Raw genomic sequence first — 19191 nt, 5'->3', positions numbered from 1 at the left:
TTACAACACTTGAACTCAAGCTCGCCACGCGGGTGGGTCAAACTCACAGCAGAAGAAGTATTGACTTCGAAACTTGAAGGCATAGTCTCTGCAACGTTGCTTTTACCTTCAGGGTCTCAAGGCCCGGGAGGGCTGACCCCACCCCGGCAGCGCTGCCGGAGTGCCCGAGGAGTACACGTGACCAGCACAGCGCAGGCGCCGAAGCCAGGAGCCGGTACGGCTCATCCCGATCATCTCGGGCACGTCATCTTCATCGCGGCGGCGGCCGCCATGGGCGGTTTCCTCTTCGGCTACGACAGCTCCGTGATCAACGGCGCCGTCGAGGCCATCCGGGACCGCTACGACATCGGCCCCGCCGCGCTGGCCCAGGTCATCGCCATCGCGCTGATCGGCTGCGCCGTCGGCGCAGCCACCGCGGGCCGCATCGCCGACCGCATCGGCCGCATCCGCTGCATGCAGATCGCCGCCGTCCTCTTCACCATCAGCGCCATCGGTTCGGCCCTGCCGTTCGCGCTGTGGGACCTCGCACTCTGGCGCATCATCGGCGGGTTCGCCATCGGCATGGCCTCCGTCATCGGCCCCGCTTACATCGCCGAGGTCGCCCCGCCCGCGTACCGCGGCCGCCTCGGCTCCTTCCAGCAGGCCGCGATCGTCGTCGGCATCGCCATCTCGCAGCTGGTCAACTGGGGCCTGCTGAACGCCGCCGGCGGCAACCAGCGCGGCAAGCTGATGGGCCTGGAGGCCTGGCAGGTCATGCTCGGCGTGATGGTCGTCCCGGCCGTCCTGTACGGACTGCTCTCCTTCGCCATCCCCGAGTCCCCGCGCTTCCTGCTCTCCGTCGGCCGCCGCGACAAGGCCCGCCAGATCCTCGCGGAGGTCGAGGGCGAGAACACCGACCTCGACGCCCGCGTCTCCGAGATCGAGAACGCCATGCGGCGCGAGCACAAGTCCACCTTCAAGGACCTGCTCGGCGGCGGCTTCTTCTTCAAGCCGATCGTCTGGATCGGCATCGGCCTGTCGGTCTTCCAGCAGTTCGTCGGCATCAACGTCGCCTTCTACTACTCCTCGACGCTGTGGCAGTCGGTCGGTGTCGACCCCTCGCAGTCGTTCTTCTACTCCTTCACGACGTCGATCATCAACATCGTCGGCACCGTGATCGCGATGATCTTCGTCGACCGCATCGGCCGCAAGCCGCTCGCCCTCATCGGCTCGGTCGGCATGGTCGTCGGTCTCGCCCTGGAGGCCTGGGCGTTCTCGTACCACCTGGTCGACGGCAAGCTGCCCGCCACCCAGGGCTGGGTCGCCCTCGTCGCCGCCCACGTGTTCGTGCTCTTCTTCGCCCTGTCCTGGGGCGTGGTCGTGTGGGTCTTCCTCGGCGAGATGTTCCCGAACCGGATCCGCGCCGCCGCCCTCGGTGTGGCCGCCTCCGCCCAGTGGATCGCCAACTGGGCCATCACCGCGAGCTTCCCGTCGCTGGCCGACTGGAACCTCTCCGGTACGTACATGATCTACACGGTCTTCGCCGCGCTCTCCATCCCGTTCGTCCTGAAGTTCGTCAAGGAGACGAAGGGCAAGGCGCTGGAGGAGATGGGCTGAGCCTCCCCGGAGGCCCCCGATCCCGAGGAGACGGGCCAAGTCCCCGCTGCCCTTCTCCTCGTACCGTCCGCCGCCCCCACTCGGTCACCACCGAGTGGGGGCGGCGGTTTCTCGTACGTCACTGATTCCCCGGCCGATTTCCTGGCCGCACCTTCGGCCGCACCGGTGGCCGCTCCCGTGGCCGGTGGTGTGGACGGCGGTGTCGTCGGTTCTGCGGTCGGCGGTCGGCGGTGGGGGGACGGTTCTGCGTACGGCGGTGTAGACGGTTCCGCGGACGGCGGCGTGGGGACGGCGGTGCGGATGGCGGCGCAGGCGGCGCGGCGGAGCGGATGGCGGTGCCGATGGCGCGGCGGGACGGTGGTGCGGAGAGCGCGGCCGGACCGTGGTGCCCGCCGGCCGGTGGGCGCGTCCCCGGTGCGGGAAGGGGACGGGCCCGGCCTCCCCCCGGCATGCGCGAGGCGAGGGGATACGAGAAGTCCCCCTCCCGCGCCACGCGGTGAGGGGGACGGCGGCCGTTCGCTCCTGCCGGGACGGGACGGGACGGGAGGCCGGGGCCCGGGGGACCGGCGCGGTCTGTCAGGCGCTCACGGTCTCGGCCCGCTCGGCGGAGGCCGTGGTGGACGGGGCCGCAGGGGTGACCGCCGGCTTGGGCAGGACCAGGTACAGCAGACCGGAGATCACGATGGTGGCCACCCAGCCGAGGCCGTACTCGCCGATCACGTTGTTGTGGGCGAGCGGGCCGGTGAACCAGTCGGACGTGGTGAACAGCAGACCGCCGACCAGGCCGATCGCCCAGGCGGCGACCGCGGCGGGGGAGAAGCCGCCCTTGTACCAGTAGGCGCTCGTGCGGGTGGTGTCGGCCATGGCCGCGCCGTCGTACTCCGTGCGCCGCAGCATGTCCGCGCCGAAGACGCCGACCCAGGCGGAGAAGGCCACCGCGAGCAGCGACAGGAAGGCGATGAAGGAGCCCATGAAGCTCGTCGCCACCAGCATCAGCACACCGCCGAAGGCCAGCGAGATCACGGCGTTGACCGAGACCGCCCAGTGGCGCGGCACCTTGAAGCCGAGGGTCTGCGCGGTGAAGCCCGCCGAGTACATCGACATCGAGTTGATCAGCAGCATGCCGATCAGCGCGATCAGCAGGTACGGCACCGCGATCCAGGTCGGCAGGATCTCGCCGAGGAAGGAGACCGGGTCGGAGGCCGAGGCCAGGTCGGGCGTGGAGACCGCCATCACCGCACCCATCAGCACCATCGGCAGCACGACGATGCCGGCCCCGCCCACCGACGTGCCCACGATCGCCTTGGAAGAGGCGGTACGCGGCAGGTAGCGGGTGAAGTCCGGCGCGGTCGGGATCCAGCTGACACCGCCCGCCGCGATCATGCCGATCCCGGTGATCACCGCGGCCGTGGAGCCCGCGGAGTGTGCGAACACCTTCGACCAGTCGGTGTCGACGATCAGATAGACCAGCACCAGCACGGAGAAGAGGCCGAACAGGTAGGTCGCGTACTTGTTGCACTTCTGGACGGCGTTGATGCCGAGACCGGAGATCGCGAAGGTGGCGACGACGAAGATCAGCAGCGCCACCATGTCCAGCACGCTGTTGGCCTTCAGGCCGAACACGATGTCCAGCACGCTGAGCATCGCGTAGGCTCCGGTCACCGCGTTGATCGTCTCCCAGCCCCAGCGGGCGACCCAGATCAGCGAACCGGGCAGCAGGTTGCCGCGCTGACCGAAGACCGCGCGGGACAGCGCCATGCCGGGCGCGCCGCCGCGCTTGCCCGCGATGCCGATGAGGCCGACCAGGCCGTACGACACGACGGGCGCGGCGGCGGCACAGACGAGCGCCTGCCAGAAGTTGAGGTGGTACGCCACCACGAGACTCGCGCCCATGGTGAGCAGCAGCACGCTGATGTTGGCGCCGACCCAGGTGGGGAACAGCTCGCGGGTCCGCGCGGTGCGCTCATGGTCGGGCACCTGTTCGATGCCGCGGGTCTCCAGGGCGCCTTCGCCCTCGGCGGTCTTGCTCATGAAGAAGGGTCCGTGCCTCGTTCGTGGGGGTGGGGTGCGGCTCGCGGGGGGAGCGGCGGACGCCGTCGGGGGGCGGCGATGTCGGGACTCTACGCGTGTTGACCCGCACGCCACCATCGTACTTTGATACTACTCATGTCTTTAGGTGGCGTTTGTCTCTTGGGTGAAGCCACAAGCCACCTCCAGCCGGGGCCCATGGCCGATACTGGACGCGTTATGGAAACCATCATCCTTGCTGTAGTCATCGCCGTGGTGGTGCTCGGTGCGCTCGGCGGGCTCGTCGTCGGCAGCCGGCGGAGGAAGCCGCTGCCCCCGCCACCGCCCAGCCCGCCCGACATCACCGCCCCTCCGACCGAACCGCACGTCGGCGACGAGGCCGAGACGCCGCGCGAGGAGCCGCGGCGGACGATCGAGGAGGTGGACCTTCCGGGCGGCTCGGCCCCCACCGCCGTGGAGGAGCCGCCCGTCGTCGAGGAACTCCCGGCCCCCGAGATCGAGGTCCCGGAGCCCACCGCCGGCCGCCTGATCCGGCTGCGCGCCCGCCTCTCCCGGTCGCAGAACGCCCTGGGCAAGGGCCTGCTCACGCTGCTGTCCCGCGAGCACCTCGACGAGGACACCTGGGAGGAGATCGAGGACACCCTGCTGACCGCCGACGTCGGCGTGCAGCCCACCCAGGAACTGGTCGACCGGCTGCGCGAACGCGTCCGCGTGCTCGGCACCCGCACCCCCGAGGAGCTGCGCGCCCTGCTGCGCGAGGAGCTGCTCACCCTGGTCGGCCCCGACCTGGACCGCACCGTGAAGACCGAGCCGGCCACCAGCAAGCCCGGCATCGTGATGGTCGTCGGCGTCAACGGCACCGGCAAGACCACCACCACCGGCAAGCTCGCCCGCGTCCTGGTCGCCGACGGCCGCAGCGTCGTGCTCGGTGCCGCCGACACCTTCCGCGCCGCCGCCGCCGACCAGCTCCAGACCTGGGGCGAGCGGGTCGGCGCCTACACCGTGCGCGGGCCGGAGGGCGGCGACCCCGCCTCCGTGGCCTTCGACGCGGTGAAGGAGGGCAAGGAGATGGGCTCCGACGTGGTGCTCATCGACACCGCCGGCCGGCTGCACACCAAGACCGGTCTCATGGACGAGCTGGGCAAGGTCAAGCGCGTCGTCGAGAAGCACGCCCCGCTGGACGAGATCCTGCTCGTGCTCGACGCCACCACCGGACAGAACGGGCTGGTCCAGGCCCGGGTCTTCGCCGAGGTCGTCGACATCAGCGGCATCGTGCTGACCAAGCTGGACGGCACCGCCAAGGGCGGCATCGTCGTCGCGGTCCAGCGCGAGCTGGGCGTCCCGGTCAAGCTGATCGGCCTCGGCGAGGGAGCGGACGACCTGGCGCCGTTCGAGCCGGAGGCGTTCGTCGACGCCCTGATCGGCGACTGACGGCCGACGCTACCGCAGACCGCCCTCCTCCTCAGCCCGCACCCGACAGCGGCGCCCGCCCCCGGATCCCGGTGGGAACGGGCGCCGCTGCCGTACGCGCAGGACGGCGCCGCGTCCCCCTCACAGCGCGAGGAGGCCGGCCGCCGTCTCCCGGAAACCGCAGCTTTCGAGGTAGAAGCGGCGCAGGTCCGGCTCGTAGTCGACGTGCAGCCACGCGCACCCGGCGGCGCGCGCCTGCCGGGCGGCGGTCGCGACCAGCTCGGCCCCGACCCCGTGCGACCGGTGCTCCCGGGCCACCACCGTGTCCAGTACGAACGCGTGGTCGCCCCCGTCCCAGGCGACGTTGACGAACCCGATCAGACAGCCCTCCCGCCGGGCGCAGACCCAGCCGAGGCTGTGCCGCAGCAACCGCGCCCGCCACTCGCCGTGCCCGGCCGGATACCCGAAGCCCTCGGCGTGCAGCGCGTCGAGCGCGGCATCCTCGACCTCGCCCCGCCACTCGTACGTGATCGTCATCCCGCGATCGTAAGGGGACCGCTCCGTCCACCGGCCGGAATTACGGCCCGCGCGAGCACTCCACGCGGGGGTGCCGAACAGGCCGACGCGTGCTGAACGGACCGAGGCGCGCCCCGCACGCCGACGTGTCCTGAACGGCCGGGCCGACGAGGGCCGACCAGCGCCGGTCAGGACGCGCGCACTCCGCCCCGCCGTCCCGCGGCCCCGTCGCCCCTAACCCCGGGACCGGTGCGCCACGTACGCCAGTGTGCCCAGCAGCAGGCGGGCCTCCGGGGGGTCGGCCGTGTCGAGGGCGGGGGAGCGCAGCCAGCGGGCGGGGCCCCGGCCGCCGCGGTCGGAGGGCGGGGCCGTGAGGTACGTACCCGGGCCGAGGCCGCGCAGGTCGAGGGAGGCCGGGTCGTCCCAGCCCATGCGGTAGAGCAGACCGGGCAGTTCCGCGGCGGCGCCGGGCGCGACGAAGAAGTGGACGCGGCCGTCCGGGGTCGCGGTCACCGGGCCGAGGGGGAGCCCCATGCGCTCCATCCGGGCGAGCGCGCTGCGCCCCGCCGACTCGGCGACCTCGATCGCGTCGAACGCGCGCCCGACGGCCAGCATCACCGCGGCCCCCGGCAGCTCGGCCCACGCCCGGCTCACCTCGTCCAGCGTGGCCCCGGCCGGGATCCCCGGCGCGAACGGGAGCGGGTGGGCGCCCGGTGCCGGGCAGTCGGCGCGCCCGCAGGAGCACGCGCCGCCGACGGCCCGCGCGCCCCGCACCACGTCCCAGCCCCACAGCCCCGTGTACTCGGCCACCGCGGTGCATTCCGACGAGCGGTACGACCGGCCGCGCCGTCGCGCGCCGGAGCGGATCTCGCGCATGCCGCCGATCGTGAACCCCATGCCCCCTCCAACGGATCCGTCCCCCCGATGGTTACGAGGTGGATGCGGAACGTGACGCTCTGTTCTTGTCGCCCCGTGGCGCCGCCCGGTTCGGGTGGCGCACGGAAGGTTCACGGGTGGTGCGCGTGACGACACGCGCCTCCTGGTGCACCGCTCCACCCGCTCGCGGTCGTCCTGTGTCAAGTGAATCGCGACAAGGCCACCGAGAGTTCATTCGAAGAGGTGGCGAATGGTGGCGTTTCCGAATTCCCCATGGCTGCACCGGTGATCGTAGGATTACTGTGAGTGTGCGAGTCCCGGGGGCACATGCGCTCGTGGGTATGCCGGAGGCAAGTCGGCAGTCCGTTCGAAGGGTGGCAACCGCCGGACGGCGGTCGGTCTCGACCGGCATTCTGATAGGGCTTGGCGCACTCGGTGACAAGTGGTCTCAGGAATGGGGGCGTTCCAGTGAGCGGCAACGGCGGTGGCGGGACGAACGCGGCGAGTGCGGACAAACGCCCGAACGAGCTGCTCGCCTCGTGGTTCGTGCGCAGCGGCTGGTCCAAGGGTGAGCTGGCCCGCCAGGTCAACCGCCGGGCCCGCCAGCTCGGGGCGAACCACATCTCCACCGACACCTCGCGCGTGCGCCGCTGGCTGGACGGGGAGAACCCGCGCGAGCCGATCCCCAGGATCCTGTCCGAGCTGTTCTCCGAGCGCTTCGGCTGCGTCGTCTCCGTGGAGGACCTCGGCCTGCGCACGGCCCGCCAGACACCCTCCGCCACCGGCGTGGACCTGCCCTGGACCGGCCCCCAGACCGTCGCCCTGCTCAGCGAGTTCTCCCGCAGCGACCTGATGCTGGCCCGGCGCGGCTTCCTCGGCAGCTCACTGGTGCTGTCCGCCGGCCCCTCCCTCATCGAACCGCTCCAGCGCTGGCTCGTCCCCTCGCCCCCGGCCCCGCTCGCGCCCCCCGAGCCGGCCGCCGCGGCCCGCCGCCCCGGCCGTCTCTCCCGCCCCGAGCTGGAGCTGCTGGAGAGCACCACCGTGATGTTCCGCAAGTGGGATGCCCAGTGCGGCGGCGGCCTGCGCCGCAAGGCCGTCGTCGGTCAGCTGCACGAGGTGACGGACCTCCTCCAGGAGCCCCAGTCCGAGGGCACCACCCGGCGCCTGTTCAAGGTCGCCGCGGAACTGGCGGAGCTGGCCGGCTGGATGAGCTACGACGTCGGGCTGCAGCCGACCGCCCAGAAGTACTTCGTGCTCGCCCTGCACGCCGCGAAGGAGGCCGGTGACAAGCCGCTCGGCTCCTACGTGCTGTCCAGCATGAGCCGCCAGATGATCCACCTCGGCCGTCCCGACGACGCCCTGGAGCTGATCCACCTCGCCCAGTACGGCAGCCGCGACTGCGCGAGTCCGCGCACCCAGTCCATGCTGTATGCGATGGAGGCCCGCGCGTACGCCAACATGGGCCAGCCCGGCAAGTGCAAACGGGCGGTGCGGATGGCCGAGGACGCCTTCACCGACGTCGACGACCGGGACGAGCCCGACCCCGACTGGATCCGCTTCTTCTCCGAGGCCGAGCTGTACGGCGAGAACTCCCACTCCTTCCGCGACCTCGCCTACGTCGCGGGCCGCAGCCCCACCTACGCGTCGCTGGCCGAGCCGCTGATGGAGAAGGCCGTGCAGCTCTTCGCCGAGGACGCGGAACACCAGCGCTCCTATGCGCTGAACCTGATCGGCATGGCCACCGTCCACCTCCTCCAGCGCGAGCCCGAGCAGAGCACGCGCCATGCCGCCCACGCGATGGAGGTGGCCAAGAAGGTCCGTTCCGAGCGCGTGAACACCCGTATCCGCAAGACCGTCGACAACGCCGTACGCGACTACGGCGACCTCGGAGAGGTCATCGACCTGACCGAGCAGCTCGCCGCCGAACTCCCCGAGACCGCCGAGGCGGTCTGAGGCCCCGGCCCAGGGCCCGCACCCCCAGGAACGCCGGCCGCGGCCGGCCCTCCCGAACCGCCCGACTCGGCTCCCCCCATGCCAGGTCATCGGAAGGCCGCCGCGGCCGGTCCGCTGTCCGCACGCAATTCACCGACGCACGCAATTCACCGACGCGTAACACACCAGGCGTCTTCGTCACCCCGGCGAAACAACGAGGGGCGTCCACCGAAACCGCGCTGCGCGAATCTCATGGCGCAGGACCGGCCCACCCCTCATCCCCCGGTATCGCTGCCGGGGGCCGCCAGGCTTCGCCCGCACGGGGCCGTACCACACGACGAGGAGACGCCGATGGCACCAGCCGTCACGCTCGCGGCGGAGGCACCGAAACTGTCGTCCGCCAACACAGGCTTCATGCTGATCTGTTCCGCCCTGGTGATGCTGATGACCCCGGGCCTGGCCTTCTTCTACGGAGGCATGGTCCGAGTCAAGAGCACCCTGAACATGCTGATGATGAGCTTCATCAGCCTCGGGATCGTCACCATCCTGTGGGTGCTGTACGGCTTCTCGATCGCCTTCGGCGCCGACAAGGGCTCGCTCATCGGCTGGACGTCCGACTTCGCCGGCTTCTCCGGGATCGGCAAGACCGACCTGTGGCCCGGCTACACCATCCCGGTCTTCGTCTTCGCCGTCTTCCAGCTGATGTTCGCGGTCATCACACCGGCCCTGATCAGCGGCGCCCTGGCGGACCGGGTGAAGTTCACGGCCTGGTCGCTGTTCGTGGTGCTGTGGGTCACGATCGTGTACTTCCCGGTCGCCCACTGGGTCTGGGGCAGCGGCGGCTGGGCCTTCAGGCTCGGCGTGATCGACTTCGCCGGCGGCACCGCGGTCCACATCAACGCCGGTGCGGCCGCGCTCGGCGTGATCCTCGTCATCGGCAAGCGGTCCGGCTTCAAGAAGGACCCGATGCGCCCGCACAGCCTCCCCCTGGTCATGCTCGGCGCGGGGCTGCTGTGGTTCGGCTGGTTCGGCTTCAACGCGGGCTCCTGGCTCGGCAACGACGACGGCGTGGGCCCGCTGATGTTCGTCAACACCCAGATCGCCACCGCCGCCGCCATGCTCGCCTGGCTCGCGTACGAGAAGATCCGCCACGGCGCGTGCACCACGCTGGGCGCCGCGTCCGGCGCGGTCGCGGGCCTGGTCGCCATCACCCCGTCCGGCGGCGCGGTCTCCCCGCTCGGCGCCATCGCGGTCGGCGCCGTCGCCGGTGTCCTGTGCGCCATGGCGGTCGGCCTGAAGTACCGGTTCGGCTACGACGACTCCCTCGACGTCGTCGGCGTCCACATGGTCGGCGGCATCATCGGCTCCCTCCTGGTCGGCCTCTTCGCCAGCGGTACGGGACAGTCCGACGTCAAGGGCCTCTTCTACGGCGGCGGCCTGGACCAGTTCTGGAAGCAGTGCGCCGGCGTGTTCGCCGTCCTCGCCTACTCCCTCCTCGCCTCCGCGGTCCTCGCCTTCCTCATCGACAGGACGATCGGGATGCGCGTCACCGAGGACGAGGAGGTCTCCGGCATCGACCAGGCCGAGCACGCGGAGACCGCCTACGACTTCAGCGGCGCGGGCGGCGGCGTCGCCGGCACCCTCACCGCCCTGGCCGCGGCCGCCGCCCCGGGCACACCGACCAAGCCGAGCAGGAAAGTGGACGCATGAAGCTCATCACCGCCGTCGTGAAGCCCCACCGGCTCGACGAGATCAAGGAAGCCCTCCAGTCCTTCGGCGTCCACGGGCTCACCGTCACCGAGGCCAGCGGTTACGGCAGGCAGCGCGGACACACCGAGGTCTACCGCGGTGCCGAGTACACCGTCGACCTGGTGCCCAAGATCCGGATCGAGGTGCTGGCCGAGGACGACGACGCCGAACAGCTCATCGAGATCGTGGTCAAGGCGGCCCGCACGGGCAAGATCGGTGACGGAAAGGTCTGGTCCCTGCCGGTCGACACGGCCGTCCGGGTCCGCACCGGCGAGCGCGGCCCGGACGCGCTCTGACGGCCCGGCGAGCGAGGCGGAGCGGGCGAGGCGGGCGATCGAGGACAGGAGCCACCACGTGAGGGACGAGGTCCAGAACGACGAGACCGTCAAGACCTGCGAGATCGTCGAGGCCGAGGAGATCGTCGAGGCCGTGAAGTCGGACGATGCCGGGAAGCCGGACGATGCCGATGAGGCTGTCGAAGCGGGGGAGAGCGTCAGGGCTGCCGAGACTGACGAGACCGGTGAGGCCCATGCGCCCGAGGAGGCGGACGAGTCCGACGAGGCCGTCGACACCGTCGAGGCGTTACAGCCGCGACCCGGCGGCTACGCGGCGGCCCGGCTGCGCCTGCTCACCGAGGACGCTCGGTCCGGCCCGCCGCGCCGGGCGGCACTCGCCCAGCTCACCGACGACTGGCTCGCACGGCTGTTCACCAAGGCCACCGGAGACGCCCAGGGCCCGCCGGGCCTGTCCCTCGTCTCCGTCGGCGGCTACGGCCGCGGCGAGCTGTCCCCGCGCAGCGACCTCGACCTGCTCCTGCTGCACGACGGCGCCGACCCGGCCGACGTCGCCGCCCTCGCCGACCGCCTCTGGTACCCCGTGTGGGACCTCGGGCTCGCCCTCGACCACTCCGTGCGCACACCGGCCGAGGCACGCAGGACGGCCGGCGACGACCTCAAGGTCCAGCTCGGCCTGCTGGACGCCCGGCACCTCGCAGGCGACCCCGCCCTCACCGCCCGCCTGCGCACGGCCGTCCTCGCCGACTGGCGCAACCAGGCCGCCCGGCGCCTGCCCGAACTCCGGGAGCTGTGCGCCGAGCGTGCCGAACGCCAGGGCGAACTCCAGTACCTGCTGGAACCCGACCTGAAGGAGGCGCGCGGCGGCCTGCGCGACGCCACCGCCCTGCGCGCCGTGGCCGCCTCCTGGCTGGCCGACGCCCCCCGCGAGGGCCTCGCCGACGCCCGCCGCCGGCTGCTCGACGTACGCGACGCCCTGCACCTGACCACCGGCCGCGCCACCGACCGCCTCGCGCTCCAGGAACAGGACCAGGTCGCCGCCGAGCTGGGCCTGCTCGACGCCGACACCCTGCTGCGCCAGGTGTACGAGGCGGCGCGCGTCATCTCGTACGCGAGCGATGTCACCTGGCGCGAAGTGGGGCGCGTACTCAAAGCCCGCGCCGTGCGGCCCCGGCTGCGCGCCCTGCTGGGCGGAGGCAGGCCAGGCGGCGGCAAGCCGGGCGCGGAGCGCTCCCCGCTCGCCGAAGGGGTGGTGGAACAGGAGGGCGAGGTGGTGCTCGCCCGCGCCGCACGCCCCGAACGCGACCCCGTCCTCCCCCTGCGTGCCGCGGCCGCCGCCGCGCAGGCCGGTCTCCCGCTCTCCCTGCACGCCGTACGCCGCCTGGCGGCCACCGCGCGCCCTCTGCCCACGCCCTGGCCCGCCGAGGCCCGCGAACAACTCGTCACCCTCCTCGGCTCCGGCCGCCCGACGGTGCAGGTCTGGGAGGCCCTGGAGGCGGAGGGCGTGGTCACCCGGCTGCTGCCCGACTGGGAGCGGGTGCGCTGCCGCCCGCAGCGCAATGCCGTCCACGTCTGGACCGTCGACCGCCACCTGATCGAGACGGCCGTCCGCGCCTCCTCGCTCACCCGCCGCGTCGGCCGCCCCGACCTGCTGCTGATCGCGGCGCTGCTGCACGACATCGGCAAGGGCTGGCCCGGCGACCACTCGCTGGCCGGGGAGACCATCGCCCGGGACGTGTCCGGCCGCATCGGCTTCGGCCGCGCCGACAGCGCTGTCCTCGCCACCCTCGTACGCCACCACCTGCTGCTCGCCGACACCGCCACCCGCCGCGACCTCGACGACCCGGCCACCGTCCGCGCCGTCGCCGACGCGGTCGGCACGCAGAGCACACTGGAGCTGCTGCACGCGCTGACGGAGGCGGACGCGCTGGCCACCGGCCCGGCCGCCTGGTCCTCCTGGCGCGCCTCGCTCGTCGCCGACCTGGTGCGCCGGGCCACCGCGCTCCTCGCCGGCGACGTACCCGACGGATCCGAACCCGCCGCCGCCGAACCCACCGCCGAGCAGGAACGCCTCGCCGTCGAGGCCCACCGCACGGTCGGTCCCGTCCTGGCGCTGCGCGCGCAGACCGGCCCGCCGGACGAGGAGCCGGCCCGGTCGGCGGAACCGCTGGGTGCGGAACTGCTCATCGCCGTCCCCGACCAGCCGGGCGTGCTGCCCGCGGTCGCCGGGGTGCTCGCCGTGCACCGCCTCACCGTCCGCACGGCCGAACTGCGGACCGCGGACCTGCCCGACGGTTTCGGCGACCGCCCGGTCCTCCTGCTGAACTGGCGGGTCGCCGCCGAGTACGGCGCGCTGCCCCAGGCCACCCGGCTGCGCGCCGACCTCGTCCGGGCCCTGGACGGCTCCCTCGCCATCGCCTCCCGCCTCGCCGAACGGGACGCCGCCTACCCCCGCCGCCGGGGCGTCCTGGCACCGCCGGCGCGCGTGAGCCTCGCCCTCGCCGCCTCCCGGCACGCCACCGTGATCGAGGTCCGCGCCCAGGACGCGCCGGGCCTGCTGTTCCGCATCGGGCGGGCCCTGGAGGAGGCCGGGGTACGGGTGCGGAGCATGCACGTGAGCACGCTGGGCTCCAACGCCGTGGACGCCTTCTACGTCACCGGCCCGGCAGGCGGCCCGCTCCCCGAGGAGGAGGCCGCCGCCGCGGCCCGGAGGCTGGAGGAGGCCCTGCGGGCGTGACCTCGCGGTCGGCCGGTGCGTCCACCGGGTGCCGTCCCCGCCGACGCGGGGACGGCCCACCGGCCCAGCGGGTGCTGAAGATCGTCAGGCCTTGTCCCCACTGCTGCGGGGCTCCGCCCGCACCGGCTGATCCCGGCGGTCGGGGGCGATTCCCTTGCGCGGCCGGATACTCTGGAAGGCGCTCAGACTGCTCCCGACTCCGAGGACCGACGCCGCCGTGTTCGACACTCTCTCCGATCGCCTCTCAGCGACCTTCAAGAACCTGCGCGGCAAGGGGCGCTTGAGCGAAGCGGACATCGACGCCACCGCGCGCGAGATCCGCATCGCCCTCCTCGAAGCGGACGTGGCCCTCCCTGTCGTCCGGGCGTTCATCAAGAACGTCAAGGAGCGCGCCCTCGGCGCCGAGGTCTCCCGGGCCCTGAACCCGGCCCAGCAGGTCCTGAAGATCGTCAACGACGAGCTGGTCACCATCCTCGGTGGCGAGACCCGCCGCCTCCGCTTCGCCAAGCAGCCGCCGACGGTCATCATGCTGGCCGGTCTGCAGGGCGCCGGTAAGACGACTCTCGCGGGCAAGCTCGGCCGGTGGCTCAAGGAGCAGGGCCACTCGCCGCTGCTGGTCGCCTGCGACCTCCAGCGGCCGAACGCCGTCAACCAGCTCAGCGTCGTCGCCGAGCGCGCGGGCGTCGCGGTCTACGCGCCCGAGCCGGGCAACGGCGTGGGCGACCCGGTCAAGGTCGCCGAGGACTCCATCGACTTCGCCAAGGCAAAGGTCCACGACATCGTGATCGTGGACACCGCCGGCCGCCTCGGCATCGACGCGGAGATGATGCAGCAGGCCGCGGACATCCGGGACGCGGTGCGCCCCGACGAGATCCTGTTCGTCGTCGACGCGATGATCGGTCAGGACGCCGTGAACACCGCGGAGTCCTTCCGCGACGGCGTCGGCTTCGACGGCGTCGTGCTCTCCAAGCTCGACGGCGACGCCCGCGGCGGTGCCGCCCTGTCGATCCGGCAGATCACCGGCAAGCCGATCATGTTCGCGTCCAACGGTGAGAAGCTCGACGACTTCGACGCCTTCCACCCGGACCGGATGGCCTCCCGCATCCTCGACATGGGTGACCTGCTCACCCTCATCGAGCAGGCGGAGAAGACGTTCAGCCAGGAAGAGGCCGAGAAGATGGCCTCCAAGCTGGCGTCGAAGAAGGGCCAGGACTTCACCCTGGACGACTTCCTGTCCCAGATGGAGCAGGTCAGGAAGATGGGCTCGATCTCCAAGCTGCTCGGCATGCTGCCGGGGATGGGCCAGATCAAGGACCAGATCAACAACCTCGACGAGCGCGACGTCGACCGCACCGCCGCGATCATCAAGTCGATGACCCCGGGTGAGCGCCAGGACCCGACGATCATCAACGGCTCGCGCCGCGCCCGTATCGCCAAGGGTTCCGGTGTCGAGGTCAGCGCCGTGAAGAACCTGGTGGAGCGGTTCTTCGAGGCCCGCAAGATGATGTCCCGCATGGCCCAGGGCGGCGGCATGCCCGGTATGCCGGGGATCCCGGGCATGGGCGGCGGCCCCGGCCGCAGCAAGAAGCAGCCGAAGAAGGCCAAGGGCAAGCAGCGCTCGGGCAACCCGATGAAGCGCAAGCAGCAGGAGCAGGAGGAGGCCGCCCGCCGCGCCGCCGCGGCCCAGGGCGGCGCCCTCGGCCTGCCGCAGCAGGGCGGCCAGGACTTCGAGCTGCCGGACGAGTTCAAGAAGTTCATGGGCTGAGCGGCCGTACGCCGTTCGTTCGTACGACGTTCGAGGGCGCTCCCGTCCGAGGGGGCGCCCTCAGCGCGTGCCGGGGCCCGTCAAGTGCCGTAACGTCCAGATATGAGCAATGCCGCGCCACCACGCAAGGCCCCTGACCAGCCGTGGCGCACCGAGGGCACGCCGGACGAGCCGCCCCGGCGGCCCGGTGACAGGCGGGCGCGCGGCCGGTGGTGGGGGCTGCTCGTCACCGCGGTGATCGTCTTCCTGCTGGCCTACGGGGGGCTGAGCTACTACAACACCGGCAACGAGCCGACCATCTCGTACACGGAGTTCAGCAGGCAGGTCGACGCGGGCCACGTCAGCAAGATCTACTCCAAGGGCGACGCGATCCAGGGGCAGCTCAAGAGCGCCCAGGCCAGGCCGGGCGGCGGCGGCACGTACACCAAGTTCAGGACCCAGCGCCCGGCCTTCGCCGACGACCGGCTCTGGCAGAGCCTGAGCAGCCACCACGTGACCGTGACCGCGCAGCCGGTGGTGCAGGAGCGCGGGTTCCTGTCCAACCTGCTGCTGTCGCTCGCGCCGATCGTCGTCATCGCCGCGCTGTGGGTCTTCTTCGCCCGGCGGATCGGCTCGGGACTGGGCGGGCCCGGCGGTCTGCTCGGCCGCAAGACGCCGCCGCGCCCGGTCGAGCTGCAACCGGGCACCCAGCGCACGACCTTCGCCGACGTGGCCGGCATCGACGAGGTCAAGGGCGAACTGGACGACGTCGTCGACTTCCTCAAGCATCCCGACGACTACCGCCGCATGGGCGCCAAGATGCCCCGCGGCGTGCTGCTCACCGGGCCGCCCGGCACCGGCAAGACGCTGCTCGCACGGGCCGTCGCCGGAGAGGCGGGAGTGCCCTTCTTCTCCGCCTCCGCCTCCGAGTTCATCGAGATGATCGTCGGGGTCGGCGCCTCCCGGGTGCGCGAGCTGTTCGCCGAGGCCCGCAAGGTGGCCCCCTCGATCGTCTTCATCGACGAGATCGACACCATCGGGCGGGCGCGCGGCGGCGGCGCCTCGATGGGCGGCCACGACGAGCGCGAACAGACCCTGAACCAGATCCTGACCGAGATGGACGGCTTCTCCGGTTCCGAGGGCGTGATCGTGCTGGCCGCCACCAACCGCGCCGACGTCCTGGACCCGGCCCTCACCCGCCCCGGCCGGTTCGACCGGGTGGTGAGCGTGGCGCCCCCCGACCGCGGCGGCCGGGAGGCCATCCTGCGCATCCACACCCGCGAGATCCCGCTCGCGGCGGGCGTGGACCTCACCCGGGTGGCCCGTACGACGCCGGGCATGACCGGCGCGGAACTGGCCAACCTCGCCAACGAGGCCGCCCTGCTCGCGGTCAAACGCCGGCAGCGCGAGGTGACCCAGGCCGACTTCTCCGAGGCCCTGGAGAAGGTCCAGCTCGGCGCCGAACGCGCCCTGGTGATGCCCGAGGAGGAACGCCGGCGCACCGCCTACCACGAGAGCGGCCACGCCCTGCTCGGCATGCTCCAGCCCGGTGCCGACCCGGTCCGCAAGATCACCATCGTCCCGCGCGGGCGGGCGCTCGGGGTGACCCTGTCCACGCCGGAATCGGACAAGTACGCGTACACGGAGGAGTACCTGCGCGGCCGGATCATCGGCGCGCTCGGCGGCATGGCGGCCGAGCAGGTCGTCTACGGCGTCATCACGACCGGTTCGGAGAGCGACCTCGAACAGGTCACCAACATCGCGCGCGGGATGGTGGCCCGCTGGGGCATGAGCGAGCACCTGGGCCGCCTGTCCGCCCTGCCGAACGACGCCCAGCAGGCCTACGGGCTCTCCGCCGCCCCGCAGACCCTGGACGCCATCGACACCGAGATGCGGCGCATCGTCGACGAGTGCTACGACGAGGCGTGCCGCAAGCTGCGCGACCACCGTCCGCAACTGGACGCGCTGGCCGAAGCGCTGCTGGAGAACGAGACGCTCGAGGAGGCGCACGCCTACCGGGTCGCCGGCATCACCCGCCTGAAGAAGGACCTGGAGGCGGAGGTGGAATGAGACGGTCCGCTCCTGCGGCGCGTGCCACGGCGTGCGTGCCACGTCGCGCGTGCGTGCCACGGCGCGCGTGCGTGCTACGGCGTGCGTGCGATCAGGTAGCGGAACACGTTGGGCATCCACACCGTGCCGTCGCGCCGCTGGTGGGCGTGGAGGGCCTCGGACAGCTCCTTGTCGACCTGGTCGGGTCCGGCCGCCGCGATCGCCGCGTCGAACAGGCCCGTGGAGAGCATGCCGCGTACCGCGCTGTCCAGGTCCGCGTACCCGAACGGGCAGGCGACGCGGCCGGAGCCGTCCGGGCGCAGTCCCGCGCGGCGGGCCACGTCCTCCAGGCCGTCGCGCGCCACCGGCGGCGGATCGGCCGCCCGGGTGGCCACGCGCAGCACGGCCGACGCCGCGCACCGCTCCGGAGGCCCCCAGCCGGCCAGCACCACCGGCGCTCCGCGCTCGGCGAGCGGCACCGCCGCGACGAGCGCCCCGGCGGGCTCCTCCGTGCCGCCCGCGAGGCATCCGAGCGGCTCGAAGGCGGTGACGAGGGTGTACGCGGCCGTGCCCACGGCCGCGCCGTCCGCGCGGCCGGCGCCGGGGGCTCCGCAGGTCCCGGCCGTGCCGCCGCGCCCGTGGGTCCCTTCGCGGTCCGTGTCGAGCGCTGCGCCGCCGAGGCCGTCGAGCGGTGCGCCCGCGGCGGCGCGGGGTGGCGGCCCCTCGACGATCCGGGCGTCCGCACGCGCGCGCGTGCCCCCTGCCCCGGGGGCCTCGGGCAGCAGCCGCTGCCGTGCGAGGGCCAGCCGTTCGGGACAGGAGTCGACGCCGGTGACCGCGGCGCCTCTGGAGGCCGCCATGAGCAGGGCGAGCCCGGAGCCGCAGCCGCGGGCCAGCAGCCGCGTGCCGGCGCCCACGTCCAGTCGCTCGTAGACGGCCTCGTAGAGCGGCACCAGCATCCGCTCCTGGATCTCGGACCAGTCACGCGCGCGTGCACGCAGGTCCACCTGGGGCGCGGGGCCCGCGGGAGGACGGTGCTGACGCACGAGCGTAGGTGTCATGGATAAGCGCCCCAATCCGCCGAGAATTGCCGCTGTACCGATTCCGTGGCCCCGTGCAGTGCGCGCGCACTTCCGTATGTCAGGTAACTCCCCGCTCCGCATCGCGTCCAGGGGTCGTGAGGGCCTGTTCGTCCGTTCCGGGCGTCCGGCCCGGAGATTTCACATCCCGGAAACCCGGGTCTCGCCCCGCCGTCGCGGAGATTCTGGGGACGGGGCGGTGCGGGACACCTGGGACGCGCCCGGTAACGTCACCGCCGTCGCGCACGCCCGCCGAGGTACAGCCTTCCGCGGGGGATGCGGCCGAAACGTCTCTTGTACACCGCGCGTGCACCTGTGCACCGGCGCGCGTCGAGAGCTACGCGCGGGTGCGTACGCGGGGCTACGCACCACCTTGGTATGAGCTGTGAGGCTTCTCCGCAGATCAGCGCACCCGCCCTCGTCAGGACGCATCAGCGGCAACTGACGGGTACGTGCAAATTATTTGGGATGCCCCGGAATAGGAACACAGTGGCACTCCCGCTCGTTGTCATTACGTGAGCACGACACAGACACCACCTGTTCTCGCAGCGGAGCTGGCGCAGGCGTGGGCCGACATTCAGCGGTACCACCCCGAGCTGCCTGACCTTGCCGCCCCCGAGTCCCTGATCGGGGAGTCGTCGTCCGCGTGCGGGCACGAGCTCTCCTTCGAGCGACTGCTCCATGAGGCAGTCCACGGCATCGCCGCCGCGCGCGGGGTGCGCGACACCTCCCGCGCCGGCCGCTACCACAACCGCCGGTTCCTCGCGATCGCCGAGGAGCTGGGCCTCGACCACCCCGACGAGCCGCACCCGAGCAGCGGCTTCTCCCTGGTCACGCTCAGCCCCGAGGCCAAGCGCCGTTACCGCCCGACGATCGAGCGCCTCCAGCGCGCCCTGAAGGCGCACACGGCGGCCACCTCCGCCGACACCGGCCGCAGCTTCCGCGGTCCGGCCGCCCGGCACGGCTCCTCCGGCGGCGGGGTCCGGGTCAAGGCGGTCTGCGACTGCGGGCGCAACGTACGCGTCGTCCCCTCGGTCCTGGCCCAGGCCCCGATCGTGTGCGGCGGGTGCGGCAAGCCGTTCAGGATCCCCGAGGTCGTGGGCGCGGCGGGCTGAGACCGCGGCTGCTCGTGGCAGCCGCGCTCCGGCCGCCGTCCGGCGATCCGGTCCAGGGCCTGAGGGA

At 72.3% G+C, this 19191-nt stretch carries 13 protein-coding genes; 9 read left to right on the top strand and 4 right to left on the bottom strand.

What is annotated here, in order from left to right; translation table 11 throughout:
• Positions 1 to 177: 177 nt before the first annotated feature.
• Positions 178 to 1596 carry a sugar porter family MFS transporter gene (locus AB0G56_RS29670; protein ID WP_360975028.1) on the top strand — a complete coding sequence of 473 codons (1419 nt, stop codon included), beginning with the start codon at positions 178 to 180 and terminating at the stop codon, positions 1594 to 1596.
• Between the two features lie 576 nt (positions 1597 to 2172).
• Here AB0G56_RS29670 and AB0G56_RS29665 read toward each other — a convergent pair.
• Positions 2173 to 3627, bottom strand: a complete 1455-nt coding sequence (locus AB0G56_RS29665) for a cytosine permease (RefSeq protein WP_360975025.1) — start codon at positions 3625 to 3627, stop codon at positions 2173 to 2175.
• Between the two features lie 216 nt (positions 3628 to 3843).
• Between AB0G56_RS29665 and ftsY the strand changes: the two genes are divergently transcribed.
• Entirely contained in the window at positions 3844 to 5055 is a 1212-nt protein-coding gene (gene ftsY / locus AB0G56_RS29660) for a signal recognition particle-docking protein FtsY (RefSeq protein ID WP_360975022.1), read from the top strand.
• Between the two features lie 120 nt (positions 5056 to 5175).
• On the opposite strand, the gene AB0G56_RS29655 is transcribed toward ftsY, so the two are convergent.
• Positions 5176 to 5571, bottom strand: coding sequence for a GNAT family N-acetyltransferase (locus AB0G56_RS29655; protein ID WP_360975019.1), 396 nt, complete (start codon positions 5569 to 5571; stop codon positions 5176 to 5178).
• Between the two features lie 213 nt (positions 5572 to 5784).
• On the bottom strand, positions 5785 to 6447 hold the full coding sequence (locus AB0G56_RS29650; RefSeq protein WP_360975016.1) for a bifunctional DNA primase/polymerase: 663 nt from the start codon (positions 6445 to 6447) through the stop codon (positions 5785 to 5787).
• Positions 6448 to 6894: 447 nt separating this feature from the next.
• Here AB0G56_RS29650 and AB0G56_RS29645 point away from each other — a divergent pair, with 447 nt between their 5' ends.
• The 6 genes from AB0G56_RS29645 (at position 6895) to ftsH (ending at position 16951) form a co-directional block, all read left to right on the top strand.
• Complete coding sequence (locus AB0G56_RS29645) at positions 6895 to 8379, top strand: hypothetical protein (protein WP_360975013.1); 1485 nt, start codon at positions 6895 to 6897, stop codon at positions 8377 to 8379.
• A gap of 330 nt (positions 8380 to 8709) precedes the next feature.
• Complete coding sequence (locus AB0G56_RS29640) at positions 8710 to 10068, top strand: ammonium transporter (protein ID WP_360975010.1); 1359 nt, start codon at positions 8710 to 8712, stop codon at positions 10066 to 10068.
• On the top strand, positions 10065 to 10403 hold the full coding sequence (locus AB0G56_RS29635; protein ID WP_360975007.1) for a P-II family nitrogen regulator: 339 nt from the start codon (positions 10065 to 10067) through the stop codon (positions 10401 to 10403). Before AB0G56_RS29640 ends, AB0G56_RS29635 begins: the two co-directional genes overlap by 4 nt.
• A 58-nt stretch (positions 10404 to 10461) precedes the next feature.
• Positions 10462 to 13137 (top strand): [protein-PII] uridylyltransferase, encoded by a 2676-nt coding sequence (locus AB0G56_RS29630; protein WP_360975004.1) that lies wholly within the window; start codon positions 10462 to 10464, stop codon positions 13135 to 13137.
• A gap of 217 nt (positions 13138 to 13354) precedes the next feature.
• The gene (ffh, locus tag AB0G56_RS29625; RefSeq protein ID WP_360975001.1) at positions 13355 to 14902 is read left to right on the top strand and encodes a signal recognition particle protein; all 1548 of its coding nucleotides are present in this window, start codon (positions 13355 to 13357) and stop codon (positions 14900 to 14902) included.
• A gap of 102 nt (positions 14903 to 15004) precedes the next feature.
• Positions 15005 to 16951 (top strand): ATP-dependent zinc metalloprotease FtsH, encoded by a 1947-nt coding sequence (ftsH, locus tag AB0G56_RS29620; RefSeq protein WP_360974998.1) that lies wholly within the window; start codon positions 15005 to 15007, stop codon positions 16949 to 16951.
• A gap of 74 nt (positions 16952 to 17025) precedes the next feature.
• On the opposite strand, the gene AB0G56_RS29615 is transcribed toward ftsH, so the two are convergent.
• Positions 17026 to 17991 (bottom strand): SAM-dependent methyltransferase, encoded by a 966-nt coding sequence (locus tag AB0G56_RS29615; protein WP_360974995.1) that lies wholly within the window; start codon positions 17989 to 17991, stop codon positions 17026 to 17028.
• A gap of 533 nt (positions 17992 to 18524) precedes the next feature.
• Here AB0G56_RS29615 and AB0G56_RS29610 point away from each other — a divergent pair.
• Complete coding sequence (locus AB0G56_RS29610; protein WP_018567945.1) at positions 18525 to 19124, top strand: hypothetical protein; 600 nt, start codon at positions 18525 to 18527, stop codon at positions 19122 to 19124.
• Positions 19125 to 19191: the final 67 nt, after the last annotated feature.

It is taken from the genome of Streptomyces sp. NPDC021356 (assembly GCF_040641015.1).
Lineage (GTDB): Bacteria > Actinomycetota > Actinomycetes > Streptomycetales > Streptomycetaceae > Streptomyces.
Note: the sequence above shows the minus strand (reverse complement) of the source record. Positions and strands in the feature narration are given on the sequence as shown.

What these genes read in the sequence shown, in the direction of transcription:
- AB0G56_RS29650 (WP_360975016.1), bottom strand. Translation starts at nt 6,447, where the DNA reads ATGGGGTTCACGATCGGCGGCATGCGCGAGATCCGCTCCGGCGCGCGA.
- AB0G56_RS29665 (WP_360975025.1), bottom strand. Translation starts at nt 3,627, where the DNA reads ATGAGCAAGACCGCCGAGGGCGAAGGCGCCCTGGAGACCCGCGGCATC.
- AB0G56_RS29635 (WP_360975007.1), top strand. Translation starts at nt 10,065, where the DNA reads ATGAAGCTCATCACCGCCGTCGTGAAGCCCCACCGGCTCGACGAGATC.
- ftsY (WP_360975022.1), top strand. Translation starts at nt 3,844, where the DNA reads ATGGAAACCATCATCCTTGCTGTAGTCATCGCCGTGGTGGTGCTCGGT.
- AB0G56_RS29640 (WP_360975010.1), top strand. Translation starts at nt 8,710, where the DNA reads ATGGCACCAGCCGTCACGCTCGCGGCGGAGGCACCGAAACTGTCGTCC.
- ftsH (WP_360974998.1), top strand. Translation starts at nt 15,005, where the DNA reads ATGAGCAATGCCGCGCCACCACGCAAGGCCCCTGACCAGCCGTGGCGC.
- AB0G56_RS29615 (WP_360974995.1), bottom strand. Translation starts at nt 17,991, where the DNA reads ATGACACCTACGCTCGTGCGTCAGCACCGTCCTCCCGCGGGCCCCGCG.
- AB0G56_RS29655 (WP_360975019.1), bottom strand. Translation starts at nt 5,571, where the DNA reads ATGACGATCACGTACGAGTGGCGGGGCGAGGTCGAGGATGCCGCGCTC.